This is a genomic window from Acetobacter malorum (genome assembly GCF_001580615.1).
Classification (GTDB): domain Bacteria; phylum Pseudomonadota; class Alphaproteobacteria; order Acetobacterales; family Acetobacteraceae; genus Acetobacter; species Acetobacter malorum.
The window spans coordinates 128,085-143,912 of the sequence record NZ_LHZC01000051.1; the positions used below are offsets into that span (position 1 = coordinate 128,085).

Below are 15,828 nucleotides of genomic sequence, written 5' to 3' on the forward strand. Positions count from 1 at the left end.
TCTGGCCTTAAAACAGGAGGTTCCCTTAGCGTGACCCCGTCTTTTCTGCGTCGCTCCCTGCTGGTCGCGACCCTTTGCGGCGTAAGTGCTGCCGTTCTCTCACCGCTGTCCGCTCAGGCTGCGACCACCACCCTGCGAGGCAATGTGACGTATCGGGAGCGGATGGCCCTTCCCCCGTCAGTTGTGGAAGTTCGCCTGCTGGATATTTCCTTAGCGGATGCTAAAGCGCCTGTTCTGGCCAGAACGTCCCTGCGGGCCACGCGGCAGGTGCCTATTCCCTTCACGCTGAAGTTTAACCGTGCCCTGCTGAAAGCCGGCCACAGCTACGCGCTGGAAGCCACCATTTTTGTGGAAGGCCGCCCGTGGTTTATTACCACCACACAAAATCCGGTGCGGGCAGGAAACACGTCTAACATCACGCTGGTTCTCAGCCGGGCGTCCGCCAGTGCGACAGCCAGCCCGATCGGCACATGGAAAGCCGAACGGCTTGGCGATGCTCCGGTGACGGAAAGCAGCAAAGCGCCCACGGTGAGCATTGAGGAAGACGGCACAGTATCCGGCTTTAGCGGCTGCAACGGGGTGCGCAGCAAAGCGACGCTGGAAGGTGCTACCATCACCTTCGGCCCGATGATGACAACGCGTATGGCGTGTCTGCCTCAGGCCATGGCGACGGAGCAGCTTTTCCTGAAGAATATGGAAGCCACGCGCGGCTGGCATCTGGCCCCGACAGGTGATGTGCTGGCGCTGGTCGATGCGCAGGACAAGCCGACGGTTGTGTTCCGCCGCCAGCCTAATGACGCAAGCGAGGGCGCATCTAACAAAGCCGCACCGACTTCGGGTAATCCCGCGACCGACACCCTGCCTGCGCAGATCGCCCCGACATCGCGCTGAGGGCTTTTATCTGGCGTGGGCCAGAGCGGCTCACCCCTGACAGACAGGTAAAAGTTTCAGATTGCTTTAGTTGAGTTTGCCGCGGCTGGCCTTCTGGTCACGCCGCATCTGCTCGTGCAGTTGCAGGGCTTTCCCCAGACGGTCCGCATCCTGCGGGGCCAGCACCAGCCCAACCGGACCGTAAGCCGGATGCTGGAAAGCCAGCAGAGAACCATCCGTCCGCGCTTCGGGCTGCAAAGCCCAGCGTGTGCGGGTCACAGGTGTAAAGGTTGCGCCTTCAATCGGCGGGATTTCATGATCCGCCATCATGGTCTGGCGCAACCGCCCCAGCACCGTAATCAGGCTGGTCACTTCATCCAGTGAAAGTGGCACTTCAACCGTTGGTTCATCACCCTGCCCCGGCAGTGTCATCTGAACAGTGGTGTTGTCTTCAGAGAGAGTCAGGTCAATTTTAGAAGACATAAGGCCCCCCTTTATTATGGACTTCACTTTATCAGAGTTCTGAGCAAAGCGCTTACGGTTCTTTTTTGGGCCCGGTTCAGACTAGGCCGCCACCCCAAACCCACCAGCCGGGTTCCGCCTGCGCCAGACGGGCTGCTGCGGCCTGTGCACTCTGCACGGAGAGAAACAGGCCAAAGCAGGTCGCGCCAGACCCGCTCATGCGGGACAGCAAGCACTCAGGCAGCGCCTCAATAGCTGACAAAACGGTTTTAACCGGCGGGCACACCACGCAGGCCGGGGCTTCCAGACTGTTATCCAGCCGGGTCAGATCAGCCACCATACTCGCGGCATCCGTCCATCGGGCAGGCAGCGCCGCACGCGGCAGGAACGCGCCATCGCGCTTACGGAACACATCCGGGGTGGAGACAGCCTGACCGCAATTCACCAGCACCATGCCGCACTCCGGCAAAACCGGGGCAGCACTCAGTTCTTCGCCAATGCCTTCCATACGGGCACTCTGGCTGGCCAGACAGACAGGCACATCCGCGCCCAGCTTTTCCGCCAGCCGCAACAGCGTGGCGTGATCCACCTGCGCGTTCCATGCGCGGTTCAGCAACCGCAGTGCCGCAGCCGCATCGGCTGAGCCGCCGCCAATGCCGGACGCCACGGGCAGATCTTTCTCCAGCACCAGACGACCGCCACGCACCTGCGCATCAGGCCCACACACAGCTTCCAGTGCCGCGGCCGCTTTCATCACCAGATTATCCGGTCCTGCCGCATCGCTCAGTGCCGCGCCAAAACGCCCGGCCAGCACAAGATGCAGGGCTTCCGGCCCCGGCTCATACCGCAGGCGGTCGCCCGCCCCGGCAAACACCACCAGACTGTCCAGAAGATGGTAGCCGTCAGCCCGTTTGCCGGTGACATGCAGGTAGAGGTTGATCTTGGCCGGGGCGGCTTCGGTCAGGGTTTGGGTGGTGGGGTCCATCGTGGCTGACGTCACGGCGTGTGCTTTCCTCCGCTTTTGGCAGGGCCGCTCTCAGCCGGAGGGGGGCTCTGCTGCTGTGTGGCTTTATTCACTCCGGCGGCTGCGGCACGCGCCAGTGCGGCCCGGATCAGGGCTTCATCCGTTGGTTCGGGGTGCAGACCGAGTGCAACATTCCACTGGTCCACTGCCTCGCTTTTCCGCCCGGCGCGCCAGTAGGCTTCGCCCAGATGATAATTAACCTCCGGGTCTTCCGGCGTCTGCTCGGCAGCGCGTTCCAGCAGAGCGGTACCACCCGCCAGATCCCCCTGTTCGACCCTGACCCACCCGAGACTATCCCGAATAGCGGCATCCTGCGGGTCCAGATCAGCGGCCTTGCGCAGCAGGGCTTCCGCTTCACTCAGATTCTCTTTGCGCTCCACCATGGAATAACCGAGGAAGTTGAGCAGCAGCGGTTCATCCGGGGCCAGTTTCAGCGCCTGTTGCAGGTCGGCCTTTGCACGCGGCCAGTCACCTGATTCATGATACGCCACGGCCCGCAGGAACAGCAGGGACCAGTCCAGCGTCTTGCTGGCTGTCGCCTGTGTTACGGCCTGATTGTAGGCTGTAATGGCACCCTTCCAGTCCTTCTGAGCAGACAGGGTGTTGCCCAGCGCCCGCACGGCCAGCCCTTGCCCGCCCGTATCCTGCGCAAGGCGCGTCAGAATCGTATGCGCTTCATCCAGATGCCCGGTGGAACCATCCACCAGCGCCAGACGGAAGGCGGCTACGGGATAGAGCGGGTCTGTTTGCGGGATGCGTAGCAAGGTTTCACGCGCGGCAGTCTGGTGGCCTTCATCATCCTGAATTTCCGCCAGCATCAGACGGGCTTCCGCCAGATGCGGGTCCAGCCCCAGCGCAAAGCCCAGCATCAGGCGAGAGGCCTCATCAAACTGATGATCGTTCGGGCCGGGATGCTGGCTCCGCCCCTGCTGGCGGCCTTGCTGACGCAGGAGAAACGCCGTCAGGACATACGCACGGGCAATACCGCTCTGCGCGGACGTAACGGGAAAATGGCTGATGGTGGCCTGCAACTGGGCTCCGGCCAGCGCCAGCACCGGGTCTGCCTGAATCATGCCCCGCATGAGGGACCGCGCCTTGTCCTGCTGCCCCTGAGACCAGAGCCATGCAGCCTGAGACCGCGTGAGCAGAAGGTCATAGCCCGGCATCATTTTGGCAGCCTGCGCAAACAGATCTCCCGCACGGGCCGTCTGGCCGGCCGTCTGCGCAATCATGGCTGCGTGCAGCGTATAAAACGGCACCAGCACAGAACCCTGAATATGCGTCAGAGAGGCAATGGCCTCATCCGTATGACTCTGCGCCTGCTGACACCATGCCTGAAGCAGCGGCATAATAAGGTGCGCCATGGGGTCTGCGCCGGCCTGCTGGTAGAAACGGGCCGCTTCCGTCCAGTCACCCCGTGTTGTGGCATCGTTCCCCAGCACCAGTGAGGAAATGATGCTCTGCCCCTCCGGAAGCTTTGCTGTCACGCGTGCCAGTTGCACGGCCTCCGGGTCTCCGGCCAGCACGCTGCGGATAAAGGCCTGCTTCACAAGGTCCTGATTAGTGGGGTCTGCCGCCGCAGCGGCCCGAAAGGCCCGGGCTGCGTCCAGATCATCCCCCTGATGCGTGGCGACCACGGCGGTGAGGAAGGACCCCGAATCGATGTGCCCAGCCTCTGGCAGGGCTTCACTTTTGGTCGGAACCGGAGTGCCCGGTGCTTTTTCCGGTGGGGCTGTCTGGCTGGTTTCTGCCCCTTTGGGAACGGCGGCAGACGCGCACGGGGTCAGAACCGAAGCGGATAGCAGCAGGAAAACCGTAGGCAGAAGGCGACAAAACAGCATAATGACCCTATCCAGGAGCGGCAGAGGCCCTAACAGGCCATTGGATACGCCCCGTTCCGTCAAAGACTGGGGAGACATGACATGAACGGCGGATACTTCTCTACCCTGCCCGCAGCCAACCGCCAAACCGGCCCCTCCGTTTTGTGGCAGTTTACCTGATGGACGCCGCTCTGTCTCTTCTGCGCCTGTACGGGGAATGGGGCGTGGATACCGTGGTGGGCGACTCCCCGGTGGACCAGCGCCTCGCCCGGCTGGGCAAAATGCGTTTCCCGGATGAGGAGCCCGCTCTGCGGCGCGCCCCGGATGGGCGTCTGACGGGCGCTCAGGGTCGCGCTGCGCCGCCTGCTCCCTCCGTTTCCGGCCAGACGCCCCCACCTTCCAGAGAGATTACCCGCCCGCCGATTGCGGCAGCGCAAAGTGGCCCGGCTCTGCTGGCGCAAACGCTGGCACAGGCGCGGACTCTGGCAGCGGCGGCCACCACGCCGGAGGCTTTACGGACGGCTGTTGATGGTTTTTCCGCATGTGCCTTGCGCACAACTGCCATGCACACCCTCTTCCCAACCGGCCCGCTTCAGGCCCCGCTGATGATTATCGGGGAAGCCCCGGATGCGGATGAAGACCGGAGCGGTGCGGTCTTCTCCGGCCTGTGTGGTGACCTGCTGGCCCGCATGCTCACCCCACTGGGGCTGGACCGGCAGACCTTACTGCTGGCCACAGCCCTGCCCTGGCGGCCGCCGGGCGGACGCGCACCGACTGAGGCCGAACTCAAGCTGTGTCGCCCCTTTCTGGAACGAGCCATTGCCCTGTTTGCCCCCCAGCGTTTGCTGCTGTGCGGGCGCCTTCCGGCCCGGATGCTGCTGGACGCCAAAACGCCCCTGCCCCGCAGAAGCTGGGGGCCTGCGGCTATCCCCGGTCTGGCCGCGCCACTCCCCACCCTTGTCATGCGCCACCCGCTCCAGCTGCGGGCCAGCGCCACCGCCCGTAAGGAAATCTGGCAGGACCTGATGCTTGTTGCACAAACGCTACGGGGCAGTGGTTGAATCCACGGGAGCGCCAGTGGAACATCCTGAAGTCACAACAATAAAGCCGACTCTATTCAGACGATAATTTCCTTATTGAACACAAGTAGTTCTCCCCCTATTCGCCAGCTATTCACAGCAGCGTTTCCCCGTTTTCTCAAGCACTCCTCCTGAGTGCTTACAGAGAGTAAACTTGCTTTTTGGCGCAGAACCACATAGACCCCGCCAGCCATGCGAGCGATAGGACAGATCCCTCATCAAATCGCGGCAAAGGCCTTTATGGCCGGAGCCGCCCTTTTGGCCGGTGCTTCCGTCGTAGCGACGAAAGCCTATGCCAAGCTCCCCGGGACGGGGCAGGACACGCACAGCGAAGAGCTTGCGATGGTCATGCCACGACAGGCGTTTCCGGAGGGGGATGACATTCCCCTGCCAAAGCCGCTCTCCCCGGAAGTCAGCACACAGATCAAGTCCATCTTCCGCCTCCAGAGACAGGGGGCCTTTGCCGAAGCCATCACCAGCACGACCCGGCTCACAGACGCCACGCTGCTGGGCGATATTGAGGCCGACCGCTATCTCAACCCCTCGTACCACCCCGGTGCGACGGAACTGCGGGCCTGGCTGAAGAAATATGTGTCCTATGCCGACGGTGCGGCCATCTGGGCGCGTCTGGCGGCCCTGCCCCAGCGTGGAGGGCCGATGCCACCCGTGCCGGTTTCCACCCATCTGGCACCGGACCATACCAGCATCCCTGCTGACCCGCTGACACTGGACTTTACCCGGAACCCGCTGCTGGACCGCACCCTGCGTGAACGCACTGGCTGGGGCCTGAAGGGCGTGCATAGCGCCCTGCATCTGATTACCGCCACACCGGGCATGACGCCCGCCTACGCCGCCCAGCTTCAGGCAGAGACCGCTCAGGCGATGCTGAATGCCGGGGAAACGGATGTGGCGCTGGAAATCAGCCAGACCGCAGTGGAAGGTTCCCGGAACAAAAATGCTCTGGCCGGGTATGTGGCCGGACTGGCCCTGTGGCAGCAGGGGGATTATGAGCAGGCGGCACCTTTCTTTGAAAAAGCCTCTCATGCCGCAACCGCCACGCCGGAAATGCGCTCTGCCTGTGCCTTCTGGGCCGCCCGCGCGCATGAAAAGCTGGGGCAGGACCATGCCCGCCATACCTGGCTCCAGCATGCTGAGGCCTTTCCCACAACTTTCTACGGGCTTCTGGCCACCCGCATTCTGCATCGTGCAAGTGCCAGCCATGAGCATGAGCACGACCATGTCCGGAAAGTCAGCTTCTCCCCGCTGGAACCCTCAGGCAAAGCGCCCTCGGCACAGGTTCTGACGGAAATTGATATTGAAGCAGTGGGGGCGACCGATATCGGGCGGCGGGTGTTTGCTCTGCTGCAGGTCGGGGAGCAGGAACGGGCGGAAAACACCATCCGCCGGGCCTGGCCGGACCTGCATGACGTAACCCTTGCACGATCCTTCCAGCTGGTGGCGGATGCCGCAGGCCTGCATGACCTCTCTGCGGAGATGTCTGACGCCCTGCAGGCCCACTCCTCAGCACAGGGGCCGGAGCAGCAAAATCTGCCGCTCCCGCTGCTCAAGCCACGCCACGGGTTTATTATGGACCCCGCACTGGTCTATGCGCTGACCCGGCTGGAATCGAACTTTGACCCGCAGGCCGTCTCCGGTGCCGGGGCGCATGGGCTGATGCAGATCCGCCCGCTTACGGCTGATTTTGTGACCAGCCCGCCCAACACGCTGAACCACCGGTTTGAAAACGCGACAAGCGACCTGCATGACCCCAGCCTGAATCTGGAAATCGGGCAGCGTTATGTGCAGTATCTGGCGGACCTGACGCGCCATAACGCCCACACGCCTCTGCGCGGTGGCGATATGATCCGCCTGCTGGCCAGCTACAATGCCGGCCCCACGGCGCTGGCCCGGTGGGAAAAAGCGGCCTCCTCCTCGGATGATCCGCTGCTGTTCATGGAACTGATCCCCAACACGGAAACACGGGCTTACGTCCACCGCGCGCTCTCCTACCTGTGGATCTATGCCGCCAAGCTAAAACTGCCGACGCCTTCCCTCACAGCATTAGCCCGAAATGAGTGGCCGGATTTTGCGGATGAGCAGGCTTTGGCCCACACCATTAATACGCGGGTTCTGCACTAATCAGACCACGCCGGGCTGGATTAGCACGACGCTGAAACCAGCCCCCTCACGGCAGGTTGCCCTTTGCCTGCCGCAGCCTTCCAACGGCATTTAGCAGGACCGTAAAGCCTGCGTCTCCCGAATGAGAGTGTGGATAAAAGAGAGTTTGTCCACCACGCCCTGCGTGAGCACAAACGGGTAGAAATCAGGCAGCCCCATGGAGCGGTTCAGGCTGTTGACCGCATAAGTCAGCGGCAGCCATGCCTGCATGATCTCATCAAAAGAGGCCTCGGTATACGGGTCTCCATGCTGCGGAGACGATGAGGGCTGTGCCCCGGCCAAAGCCGGATTGATCGAGACTCCATAGGCCCATGCTGTCTCAAGAGTTGAGACAATATGCAGATAATGTGCCCACGTTTCCGCAAAATCTTCCCATGGGTGAGACGTGGCGTAAATGCTGACGTGATGCGTCTGCCAGTCCGTGGGGCGCGGCCTGTCATAATAGGTTTGCAAGGCCTGCTGATAATCAGCCCGGTCATCCCCAAACACCGCACGGCAGGCATCCAGCCGCCCGGCATCCCGCACCAGCACATTCCAGTAATAATGCCCGACTTCATGCCGGAAATGCCCCAGAAGCGTGCGGTAATATTCTCCCATTTCCACACGCATCCGCTCACGGCAGGCATCATCCGCCTCACGCAGAGCGATAGTGATCACACCGTTATTATGGCCGGTCATCACCGCAGAAGAGCCGTCTGGCGGGTCATCCAGAAAGTCAAACACCAGACCGCCCAGCGGGTCTTCCAGCCGGGTCTTCATGGGCAGTTTCAGGCGCAAAAGCGTGTAGAACAGGCGATGCTTTGCGACTTCCAGCTTATGCCAGCGTTCCAGATTTTCCGGCTTATCCAGATTGGGGATGATGCGATTAAACCGGCAGGCAAAGCAGAAAGACGGATGCCCGGACTCATTAGGCATCGTCATCCAGTTGCATACATCATGCGCATGGTTGGCACAGTAGGCCAGTTCTGCCTGCCGGATGCGCGGCTCTAAGGGCCGCCACAGGCCACCTTCGACAGGCTCCAGTGCAGACAACACAGAAAGCCCCGGCAGATACCCGAGCTGATGTTTGCAATGCTCACAGACTGTGTTTTCAAAAAACAGAATCTGCTCACAGGACTGACAGGTAAAAAGCCTCATGCTGATCACTCTCTTGCGTCCGGGATCGTAACGCAAGGAAAACCAGCAGGTCAGACGCTGTCTGGCATCACCAGACGATCGGTTTGCATGGACACATCAAACGTGGCTTTGCACTGGTCCAGCAGGCCCGTAACCGGCGCAGCCTGCTCCGGCGCTGGTGTGGCAGCCAGAGGCAGGTGCCCGTGTGCTGTCAGCAAGCCGGAGGTGGTATCAAACCCCACCCATCCGGCACCGGGCAAAAAGGCCTCGGCCCATGCGTGCAGGTCACAGGTCAGCGTCTCTTCCCCCTCCGCCGTCTGGCTGGACTGAATCAGATATCCCGAGACGAAACGGGCCGCAAAACCCAGATGCCGCAACAGAACAATCATCAGCCAGGCACTGTCCCGGCAGGAGCCAACCCCTCGGGCCAGCGTTTCTTCCGGGGCCCAGACGCCGGGTTCAAGACGCAGTTGATACCCAATGCGCGCGGCCAGAGCGCGATTGAGTGCGACCAGCATATCCAGCGTATCGCGCGGAGCTTTTTCCACCCAATCCGTCAGAAACGCGTGCAGGTGCGGTCCGGCAGGAGGTGTTGCCCGATACAGGGCCAGTTCGGCCTGTTCTTCCGCTGTGTAAAACTGGCTCTCGCACGCCGGACGTCCTGTCTGGACTTGTTGAGAACCCTCAACCGCACACGCCTGCTGCTGTTGCTGCAGGACTTGTTGCTGATACTGCGCCGGCGCGCCCTTTTCTCTCAAAGTGGTGGAAAATCCGGCTGGCGGCATCCAGCGGCGCGCCGCAGGAGCAAGCGTGAAATCAAACGGATTTCTGGGCGTCAGATCAGCTTCAAGCCGCACGGTGATATCAAAATGTGTCACGCGTTCTGCAAAGACCACTTCCGCAACATGATTGCCGAAGCCATCCTGATGCCAGCTTTGTTTACACGCTGCCGGATCAACCCGCAGGGCATAGGACCGCACCGGTGTTCTGGCCGTGCCAGAAGGGCGAAGGCGGATGGTCTGGGGGCCCAGAAAAACAGGCCGGTCATACCGATACCGCGTCTGATGGGTCAGCATGACATGTGAACTCATGGTGGTACGGCCCTGAACACCCTGCTCATGCTGAAACGCCCTGCTCCTCTCCTGCCACAGGACGGGAGAAACCGCTTATGGCGTATGACTGCGCATACGGTATCAGCATTAATCCATGGCATACCAGCCCCCAGCGCATGATATTCCGTTAAAAGAACAAATTTCTGTTTTGCGGCTTGGCAAACGCCTGAAATCCTGCTCGTCTTAAGTAATTAACCGTAACGAAACGGCATGCAGAGGCGCAGGTTTCCGGACCCGCCAGAAGTGTCGGACCTCATATCGGGAGTCAGGGTATGAATGACACGCCACTCCATGCACCCGTTCAGGCAGCTGGTATTTTTGCCGCGTATGATGTTCCGGATTTCTTCTGTGAACTCATGAACCGCAAGGATGGCATCCCCCCGGCTTTGCAGGATGTAAAAAACCGTCTGGCGCATTTCTCGCTGGCGGACCTGCGGCACCGCACAACCGCAGCGGAGGCCCAGCTTTACCGGCTGGGTATTACCTTTACCGTCTATTCAGACCGCGAGGCGATAGACCGTGTGCTGCCGTTTGATGTCATTCCCCGCGTTATCACCGCTGCGGAATGGGACCATATTGAGCGTGGCGTGCAACAGCGCGTTCAGGCCATTAATCTGTTCCTGCACGATATCTATCATGACCGTGCCATTCTGCGGGATGGGATTATTCCGGCAGACCTCGTGCTGAACAACCCGAATTACTGTGAGGCCATGGTCGGGCTGAACGTGCCCGGTGGCGTGTATGTGCATATTAACGGCACAGACCTGATCCGTGACCAGAACGGCCGTTTTCTGATTCTGGAAGATAACGCCCGCACCCCCTCCGGCGTCTCTTACGTCATTGAAAACCGGCATATGATGCTGCGGCTTATGCCAGATCTGGTCGCCGGTCTCCCACTCCGTTCCGTGGATGAATATGGGCTGAAACTGCACCAGAGCCTGTGCGAAGTCTCGCCAGAAGGTGTGCTGGACCCACAGGTCGTTCTGCTTTCTCCCGGTATTTATAACTCCGCGTATTTTGAGCATGTTTTTCTGGCGCGCGAGATGGGCGTGCCACTGGTGGAAGGCAAGGATCTGGTGGTGGAAAACCACCGTGTGTTCATGCGCACCGTAGCGGGACTGCGGCCTGTCCATGCTATTTATCGCCGCCTGAATGATGAGTTTCTGGACCCTCTGGCCTTCAATCCGGACAGCATGCTGGGCGTGCCGGGGCTGGTCGAGGCCTATCGTCGCGGGAATGTCACTATTGCCAACGCGCTGGGCACCGGGGTGGCGGATGATAAAGCCGTTTATGCCTATATGCCGCGCATTATCCGCTATTATCTCGATCAGGACCCCATTCTGGACAGTGTCGACACGCATATCTGCGCAGAACCGGAAGGGCTGGCCTATACGCTGGCCAATATAGACAAGCTGGTGATCAAACCCGTTGGTGAGTCCGGTGGCTATGGCCTGCTGATTGGCCCGCATGCCACGCAGGACGAACTGGATGAGTTCCGCCGCAGGCTGAAAGAGAACCCCGGCAATTACATCAGCCAGCCGGTAGTCAATCTTTCCGTCTCCCCCACCCTTTGCCCCAACGGTGTGGAAGCGCGCCATGTGGACCTGCGCCCCTTTGCACTGACGGGCCGCTCCACATGGGTTCTGCCAGGAGGTCTTTCCCGCGTGGCGCTGCGGAAAGGCTCACTCGTCGTCAATTCGTCACAGGGGGGTGGCTCCAAAGATACGTGGGTGCTGGCATCATGACTGAAATTTCCACAGGCCTTTTCCAAATGCAGCCGGGGCTGAACAACCTGCTCTCCCGCTACGGCGAGTGCATGATGTGGCTGGCGCGCTATATGGAGCGTATTGAAAATCTGGCCCGGCTTCTGGAAGTTACGGAAAGCTTTGTGCGCGGGCCGGACGGTCAGCCGGGGTGGGACACCATTCTGCAGATCCATTCTGATGAGGACTGTTTTTACGCCCGCCATCAGACCGTCACGGAACAGGACGTGATCGCCTTTTATGTGACGGAAAAAGAAAACCCGAACTCCATCAAGGCTATGGCTCATTCCGTACGGGAAAATGCGCGTGCTGTCCGTCCGTTGATTTCAACGGAAATGTGGATGCAGCTCAACGTCTTTACCCGCTGGGTTCTGGACCTGCAGCCCTCCGATATCCGGATGAACAGCCTTTCCGGCCTGTGCAACCGACTGAAGCAGGAATGCCAGACTCATTTTGGTGTTACCGAAGGCACCTTGTATCGGGATCAGGCCTGGCTGTTCTACCTGCTGGGCAAACATCTGGAGCGCAGTGACCAGATTACGCGGTTGATTGATATCCGCTACCACACACTTCTGCCGGGCCATGAGCCGGTCGGGTCTGAAATTGATATTACCCAATGGGCATCCATCCTGCGCTCGGCGGCGGCGTATCATGCCTTCCGGCGTTTACAGCCTGTGATGACAACGCCCGCCAACGTTGTAGGATTTCTGCTGAAGAATGATGCCTTCCCTCGCTCTCTGACGACAAGCCTGCGCCTGCTGGACAGCACACTCAGCACTCTTGCCGGGCATGGTAGTCTGCGCCGCCTTTGCTCCCCCATTCAGGAACGGGTAGCGGAACTGCGCGTCACACTGGCGGACCAGACGGTGGACGACATCATCATCCGTGGACTGCACGAATATATGCAGTGGATTCAAACCCAGATTTCAAAAGTGCAGCAGGAAACTGCACAAGCCTTCTGGCCCGTCACGCCCCATTGCGGCGCTCACCCTGAGCAGGTCCAGCAATAGCCCCTCGGGTCTGACCGCCACTTGCTCCACATAAAAACGGCCTGACAGATCCCTCTGTTCAGGCCGTTAAATACTGTGCGTTTTTAGTCCTCAGTTTTCCGCCAGAACCTGTCGGCTGGCCCGCACGCGGGAGACGCGACGGCCTTCCATTTCCAGCACTTCAAACAGCCAGCCGGAATAGACCACCTTATCGCCAATGGCAGGCACGCGACGGAGAAGGGCCAGAATGAGCCCACCCAACGTGTGGTAACTGCCCTCATCCGGCAGGCTCCGCAGGCCGAGGCGGTCCTTCACTTCATCAGCCGAGTCCGTCCCGTCCATCAGAAGCACATCATCCTGTGTGGGGGCGTGATGGGCTGCGGTGGTCTGAGAGGCATCATGACCGCCCTCGCCCACAATGGCGTCAAACAGATCAGACGCAGTCACGACCCCTTCGAATGAGCCGTATTCGTCAAACACAAACGCCATACCCAGAGAAATGCTGCGCATCCGCTCCAGCATATCCAGTGCTGAAATGCTGTCCGGCACCACCACCATCTGGCGCAGGCCGGCTTCTATAGAGACAGGCATGCCGTCCAGCATACGGTCCAGCATGTCCTTGGCCAGCACAACGCCGACCGGGTTATCTACGCCGCCTTCACACACCACCAGACGGGCATAGGTTGTCTGTTTGAGCGCTTTGATCAGCGCATCCCGCCCGGCATGGCGGTCAATCCAGTACAGTTCATTCCGTGGAGTCATGATGGCGCGCACCGGCCTGTCGGCCAGACGCAGCAGGCGCTCGATCATGGTGCGCTCTTCATGCTCCAGCACACCGGAGCGCGCCCCTTCCGCGATGTAGGCCTTCAGTTCTTCTTCCGTCAGAGTCTGGCTCACGGCATCGCCCGCACCCATCAACTTGAGCACGATGTTGGAAGACTGCCGCAGGACCCACACCACCGGGCGCGTTGCGTGCGCCAGAATTTCCAGCGGCATAGCCAGACGGGCCGCCATTTTTTCGGGCTCACGCAATGCCAGCTGTTTGGGCACCAGTTCGCCCAGCACCAGCATGAGCGCCGTAATGGCGATAACCACCAGCACCATGGAAACCTGAGCCGCCACAGGCCGGAGAAAATCGATTTTTTCCAGCATGGGGGTTAGGTGCGCCTCGACCTGCACCCCACCGAACGTCCCTTCCAGAATGGAGACCAGCGTCATGCCGACCTGGACAGTGGGCAGGAAAATCTGCGGGTCTTCGGCCAGACGCATGGCACGGTCTGCGCCCCGCATGCCCTGCTCCCGCAGAATGGCCAGACGCGGCATTCTGACCGAAATCAGAGCCAGTTCTCCCATGGCAAAAACGGCGTTCAGAATAACCAGTAAAAAAATGATAAGAATGGAAGCAGTCATGAAATGCGGTGGCCCTGCGTGACGACGGAGAGTGCACGATAGGGGATGATGGCCCCCGAGGCCAGTATGTGCTGGCCATGCCTGCCAGCGCACAGCCCTATGCGGAAAACGAGCTTACACCCTACCTCTTATGCAGGCAGCGTATGCCAGCCAGAGAGACAAATCAGGGGAAAACCAGCCTCAGCACCCCGGATCACCGTACAAAAAAAGAGCGGCCCCTGTGCAGGAACCGCTCCTTTCATGGAGTCGCAAACTGAGGAAAGGCTCAGTCGGCGGCAGTTGCTTCCACCGGTGCCGCTTTGCCCGGAGCCGCATCAGCATTGGCTGCATCGGTGCGGATCACCTTCACACGCGGAGCCTTGGCAGGCTTGCGGGCGGCGATTTCTTCCATCTGCTCTTCCACCTGCTTGGAGAAGACGTACTGAGCAGGACGCTGGTTGGCGAGGGAGATTTCCGGAGCCATCGGCTTTTCGGTTTCCGGGCCAAACAGAGCGACTTTTGCAATGTGCCAGGGGCGGCGCACGGCATCCATCACAGCGGTAGATTCGTAACCGGAGTGTACCATGCAGTCGGCGCACTTTTCATAGTTGCCGGTGCCGTAATCGTCCCACTTGGTGTCTTCCATCAGCTCGTTGAAAGACTTGGCGTAGCCTTCACCCAGCAGATAGCACGGGCGCTGCCAGCCAAAGACGTTACGCAGCGGCTTGCCCCACGGGGTGCAGTGATACTGCTCATTGCCCGCCAGGAAGTTCAGGAACAGCGGAGACTGCGTAAACCGCCATTTCTTGCCCTTGCCCAGACGGAAGATGTCACGGAAGAGCTGCTTGGTTTTCTGACGGTTGAGGAAGTGTTCCTGATCAGGCGCACGTTCATACGCATAACCCGGAGCCGTCATAATTCCGTCCACGCCCATGGCCATCACTTCATCAAAGAAGGTCGCCACGCGCTTGGGGTCCGCACCGTCAAACAGAGTGCAGTTGATGGACAGACGGAAGCCGCGTGCCTTGGCCTTTTTGATGGCCGCCACAGCACGTTCATACACACCGTCCTGACAGACAGAGGAATCGTGCATGGATTTATCACCATCCAGATGCACGTCCCATGAGAAGAACGGAGAGGGTTCATACTCATCCATCTTCTTTTCAAGCAGAAGGGCGTTCGTGCACAGATAGACGTATTTTTTCCGGGCGATCAGGCCACGGACAATCTCCGGCATCTCCTTGTGCAGCAGGGGTTCGCCCCCGGCCACGGCGATGACGGGTGCGCCTGCTTCCGCATCCGCATCCAGACACTCCTGCACGGTCATGCGCTGGTTGAGAATGGCTGCGGGATAATCAATCTTACCACACCCGGCACATGCCAGATTGCAGCGGAAAAGCGGTTCAAGCATCAGAACCAGCGGATAGCGCTTGCGCCCGGTGATGTGCTGTTTGACGACATAACTGCCGACCCTGACGGCCTGCATTATAGGTACGGCCATAAACCCCCGCTTTGGCGCATCTGAGACGCCTGCATCATAACTGAGTGAGACACTTCATAATCTGTCAAAACGTGACCATGCCGGGCAACCAGCCCCTGCATACCGTGTAACGGCCACCACAGGTGCTGCGCACATAATCACGTATGGAACTGTTCGCCTGCATATAGGTTGGCTCGTTTGTCAAGCTCAAGTCTTTTTCAAAACATGTGGCAAAAAAGACACAATATGCACTTACTTTTAATTGCAGGCTTGCGTTCAGGCCAGAAACATTAAACCAAAACGGCTTATATCGCGATGTGTGAAAATATTTCGCGCGACGTTAAGACACACTGACGGCAACGAAATCCCGCCCAGTTTCCCCGGACGGCATTCCGCTTCCTACAAGAAAAGAAGATGGAAACGATCGCATGGACAGTTCTCACGACACAAATGCAAAGCCTCGGATTCCCACCCTTGGCCGTTTTCCTGCTCTGGACCGGGTAGCCTACCCGTCTGACATGCGGAATCTTTCGGTCGAGCAGCTCA

General features: G+C 59.9%; 12 protein-coding genes. 5 read left to right on the top strand and 7 right to left on the bottom strand.

From position 1 onward, the window contains the following. The first annotated feature begins 30 nt into the window (after nt 1–30). Nucleotides 31–891, top strand: a complete 861-nt coding sequence (locus AD930_RS09755) for a YbaY family lipoprotein (protein WP_061506077.1) — start codon at nt 31–33, stop codon at nt 889–891. 66 nt (nt 892–957) lie between these two features. Here AD930_RS09755 and AD930_RS09760 read toward each other — a convergent pair whose 3' ends face one another. The 3 genes from AD930_RS09760 to AD930_RS09770 form a co-directional block, all read right to left on the bottom strand. Continuing rightward, nucleotides 958–1,353 (bottom strand): hypothetical protein, encoded by a 396-nt coding sequence (locus tag AD930_RS09760; RefSeq protein ID WP_043551558.1) that lies wholly within the window; start codon nt 1,351–1,353, stop codon nt 958–960. A gap of 76 nt (nt 1,354–1,429) precedes the next feature. Beyond that, nucleotides 1,430–2,317 carry a 4-(cytidine 5'-diphospho)-2-C-methyl-D-erythritol kinase gene (locus AD930_RS09765; protein ID WP_061506078.1) on the bottom strand — a complete coding sequence of 296 codons (888 nt, stop codon included), beginning with the start codon at nt 2,315–2,317 and terminating at the stop codon, nt 1,430–1,432. A gap of 11 nt (nt 2,318–2,328) precedes the next feature. After that, the gene (locus AD930_RS09770) at nt 2,329–4,197 is read right to left on the bottom strand and encodes a tetratricopeptide repeat protein (RefSeq protein ID WP_061506101.1); all 1,869 of its coding nucleotides are present in this window, start codon (nt 4,195–4,197) and stop codon (nt 2,329–2,331) included. Nucleotides 4,198–4,340: 143 nt separating this feature from the next. Between AD930_RS09770 and AD930_RS09775 the strand changes: the two genes are divergently transcribed. Together AD930_RS09775 and AD930_RS09780 are read left to right on the top strand one after the other, a co-directional pair. Further along, the gene (locus AD930_RS09775) at nt 4,341–5,237 is read left to right on the top strand and encodes a uracil-DNA glycosylase (RefSeq protein ID WP_244150557.1); all 897 of its coding nucleotides are present in this window, start codon (nt 4,341–4,343) and stop codon (nt 5,235–5,237) included. Nucleotides 5,238–5,447: 210 nt separating this feature from the next. Further along, nucleotides 5,448–7,394, top strand: a complete 1,947-nt coding sequence (locus AD930_RS09780) for a lytic transglycosylase domain-containing protein (RefSeq protein ID WP_061506079.1) — start codon at nt 5,448–5,450, stop codon at nt 7,392–7,394. Between the two features lie 90 nt (nt 7,395–7,484). Here AD930_RS09780 and AD930_RS09785 read toward each other — a convergent pair whose 3' ends face one another. Both AD930_RS09785 and AD930_RS09790 read right to left on the bottom strand, forming a co-directional pair. Next, nucleotides 7,485–8,570: a zinc-binding metallopeptidase family protein gene (locus AD930_RS09785; RefSeq protein WP_061506080.1), complete on the bottom strand. Its 1,086-nt coding sequence runs from the start codon at nt 8,568–8,570 to the stop codon at nt 7,485–7,487. Nucleotides 8,571–8,620: 50 nt separating this feature from the next. Continuing rightward, nucleotides 8,621–9,640: a transglutaminase family protein gene (locus AD930_RS09790; protein ID WP_061506081.1), complete on the bottom strand. Its 1,020-nt coding sequence runs from the start codon at nt 9,638–9,640 to the stop codon at nt 8,621–8,623. Nucleotides 9,641–9,933: 293 nt separating this feature from the next. On the opposite strand from AD930_RS09790, the gene AD930_RS09795 reads away from it, so the two are divergent. After that, nucleotides 9,934–11,406, top strand: coding sequence for a circularly permuted type 2 ATP-grasp protein (locus tag AD930_RS09795; protein WP_061501029.1), 1,473 nt, complete (start codon nt 9,934–9,936; stop codon nt 11,404–11,406). Further along, on the top strand, nt 11,403–12,434 hold the full coding sequence (locus AD930_RS09800; protein WP_244150559.1) for an alpha-E domain-containing protein: 1,032 nt from the start codon (nt 11,403–11,405) through the stop codon (nt 12,432–12,434). The genes AD930_RS09795 and AD930_RS09800 overlap by 4 nt, the downstream gene beginning before the upstream one ends. 90 nt (nt 12,435–12,524) lie before the next feature. Here AD930_RS09800 and AD930_RS09805 read toward each other — a convergent pair whose 3' ends face one another. After that, nucleotides 12,525–13,823 (bottom strand): hemolysin family protein, encoded by a 1,299-nt coding sequence (locus AD930_RS09805; RefSeq protein WP_043551445.1) that lies wholly within the window; start codon nt 13,821–13,823, stop codon nt 12,525–12,527. A gap of 265 nt (nt 13,824–14,088) precedes the next feature. Continuing rightward, nucleotides 14,089–15,303: an adenosyl-hopene transferase HpnH gene (hpnH, locus tag AD930_RS09810; RefSeq protein WP_061506082.1), complete on the bottom strand. Its 1,215-nt coding sequence runs from the start codon at nt 15,301–15,303 to the stop codon at nt 14,089–14,091. Nucleotides 15,304–15,828: the final 525 nt, after the last annotated feature.

Bases quoted from the DNA above. Each gene is read 5' to 3' on its own strand.
- AD930_RS09805 (WP_043551445.1), bottom strand. From the start codon at position 13,823: ATGACTGCTTCCATTCTTATCATTTTTTTACTGGTTATTCTGAACGCC.
- AD930_RS09800 (WP_244150559.1), top strand. From the start codon at position 11,403: ATGACTGAAATTTCCACAGGCCTTTTCCAAATGCAGCCGGGGCTGAAC.
- AD930_RS09795 (WP_061501029.1), top strand. From the start codon at position 9,934: ATGAATGACACGCCACTCCATGCACCCGTTCAGGCAGCTGGTATTTTT.
- hpnH (WP_061506082.1), bottom strand. From the start codon at position 15,303: ATGGCCGTACCTATAATGCAGGCCGTCAGGGTCGGCAGTTATGTCGTC.
- AD930_RS09785 (WP_061506080.1), bottom strand. From the start codon at position 8,570: ATGAGGCTTTTTACCTGTCAGTCCTGTGAGCAGATTCTGTTTTTTGAA.
- AD930_RS09780 (WP_061506079.1), top strand. From the start codon at position 5,448: ATGCGAGCGATAGGACAGATCCCTCATCAAATCGCGGCAAAGGCCTTT.
- AD930_RS09770 (WP_061506101.1), bottom strand. From the start codon at position 4,197: ATGCTGTTTTGTCGCCTTCTGCCTACGGTTTTCCTGCTGCTATCCGCT.
- AD930_RS09765 (WP_061506078.1), bottom strand. From the start codon at position 2,317: ATGGACCCCACCACCCAAACCCTGACCGAAGCCGCCCCGGCCAAGATC.
- AD930_RS09760 (WP_043551558.1), bottom strand. From the start codon at position 1,353: ATGTCTTCTAAAATTGACCTGACTCTCTCTGAAGACAACACCACTGTT.
- AD930_RS09790 (WP_061506081.1), bottom strand. From the start codon at position 9,640: ATGAGTTCACATGTCATGCTGACCCATCAGACGCGGTATCGGTATGAC.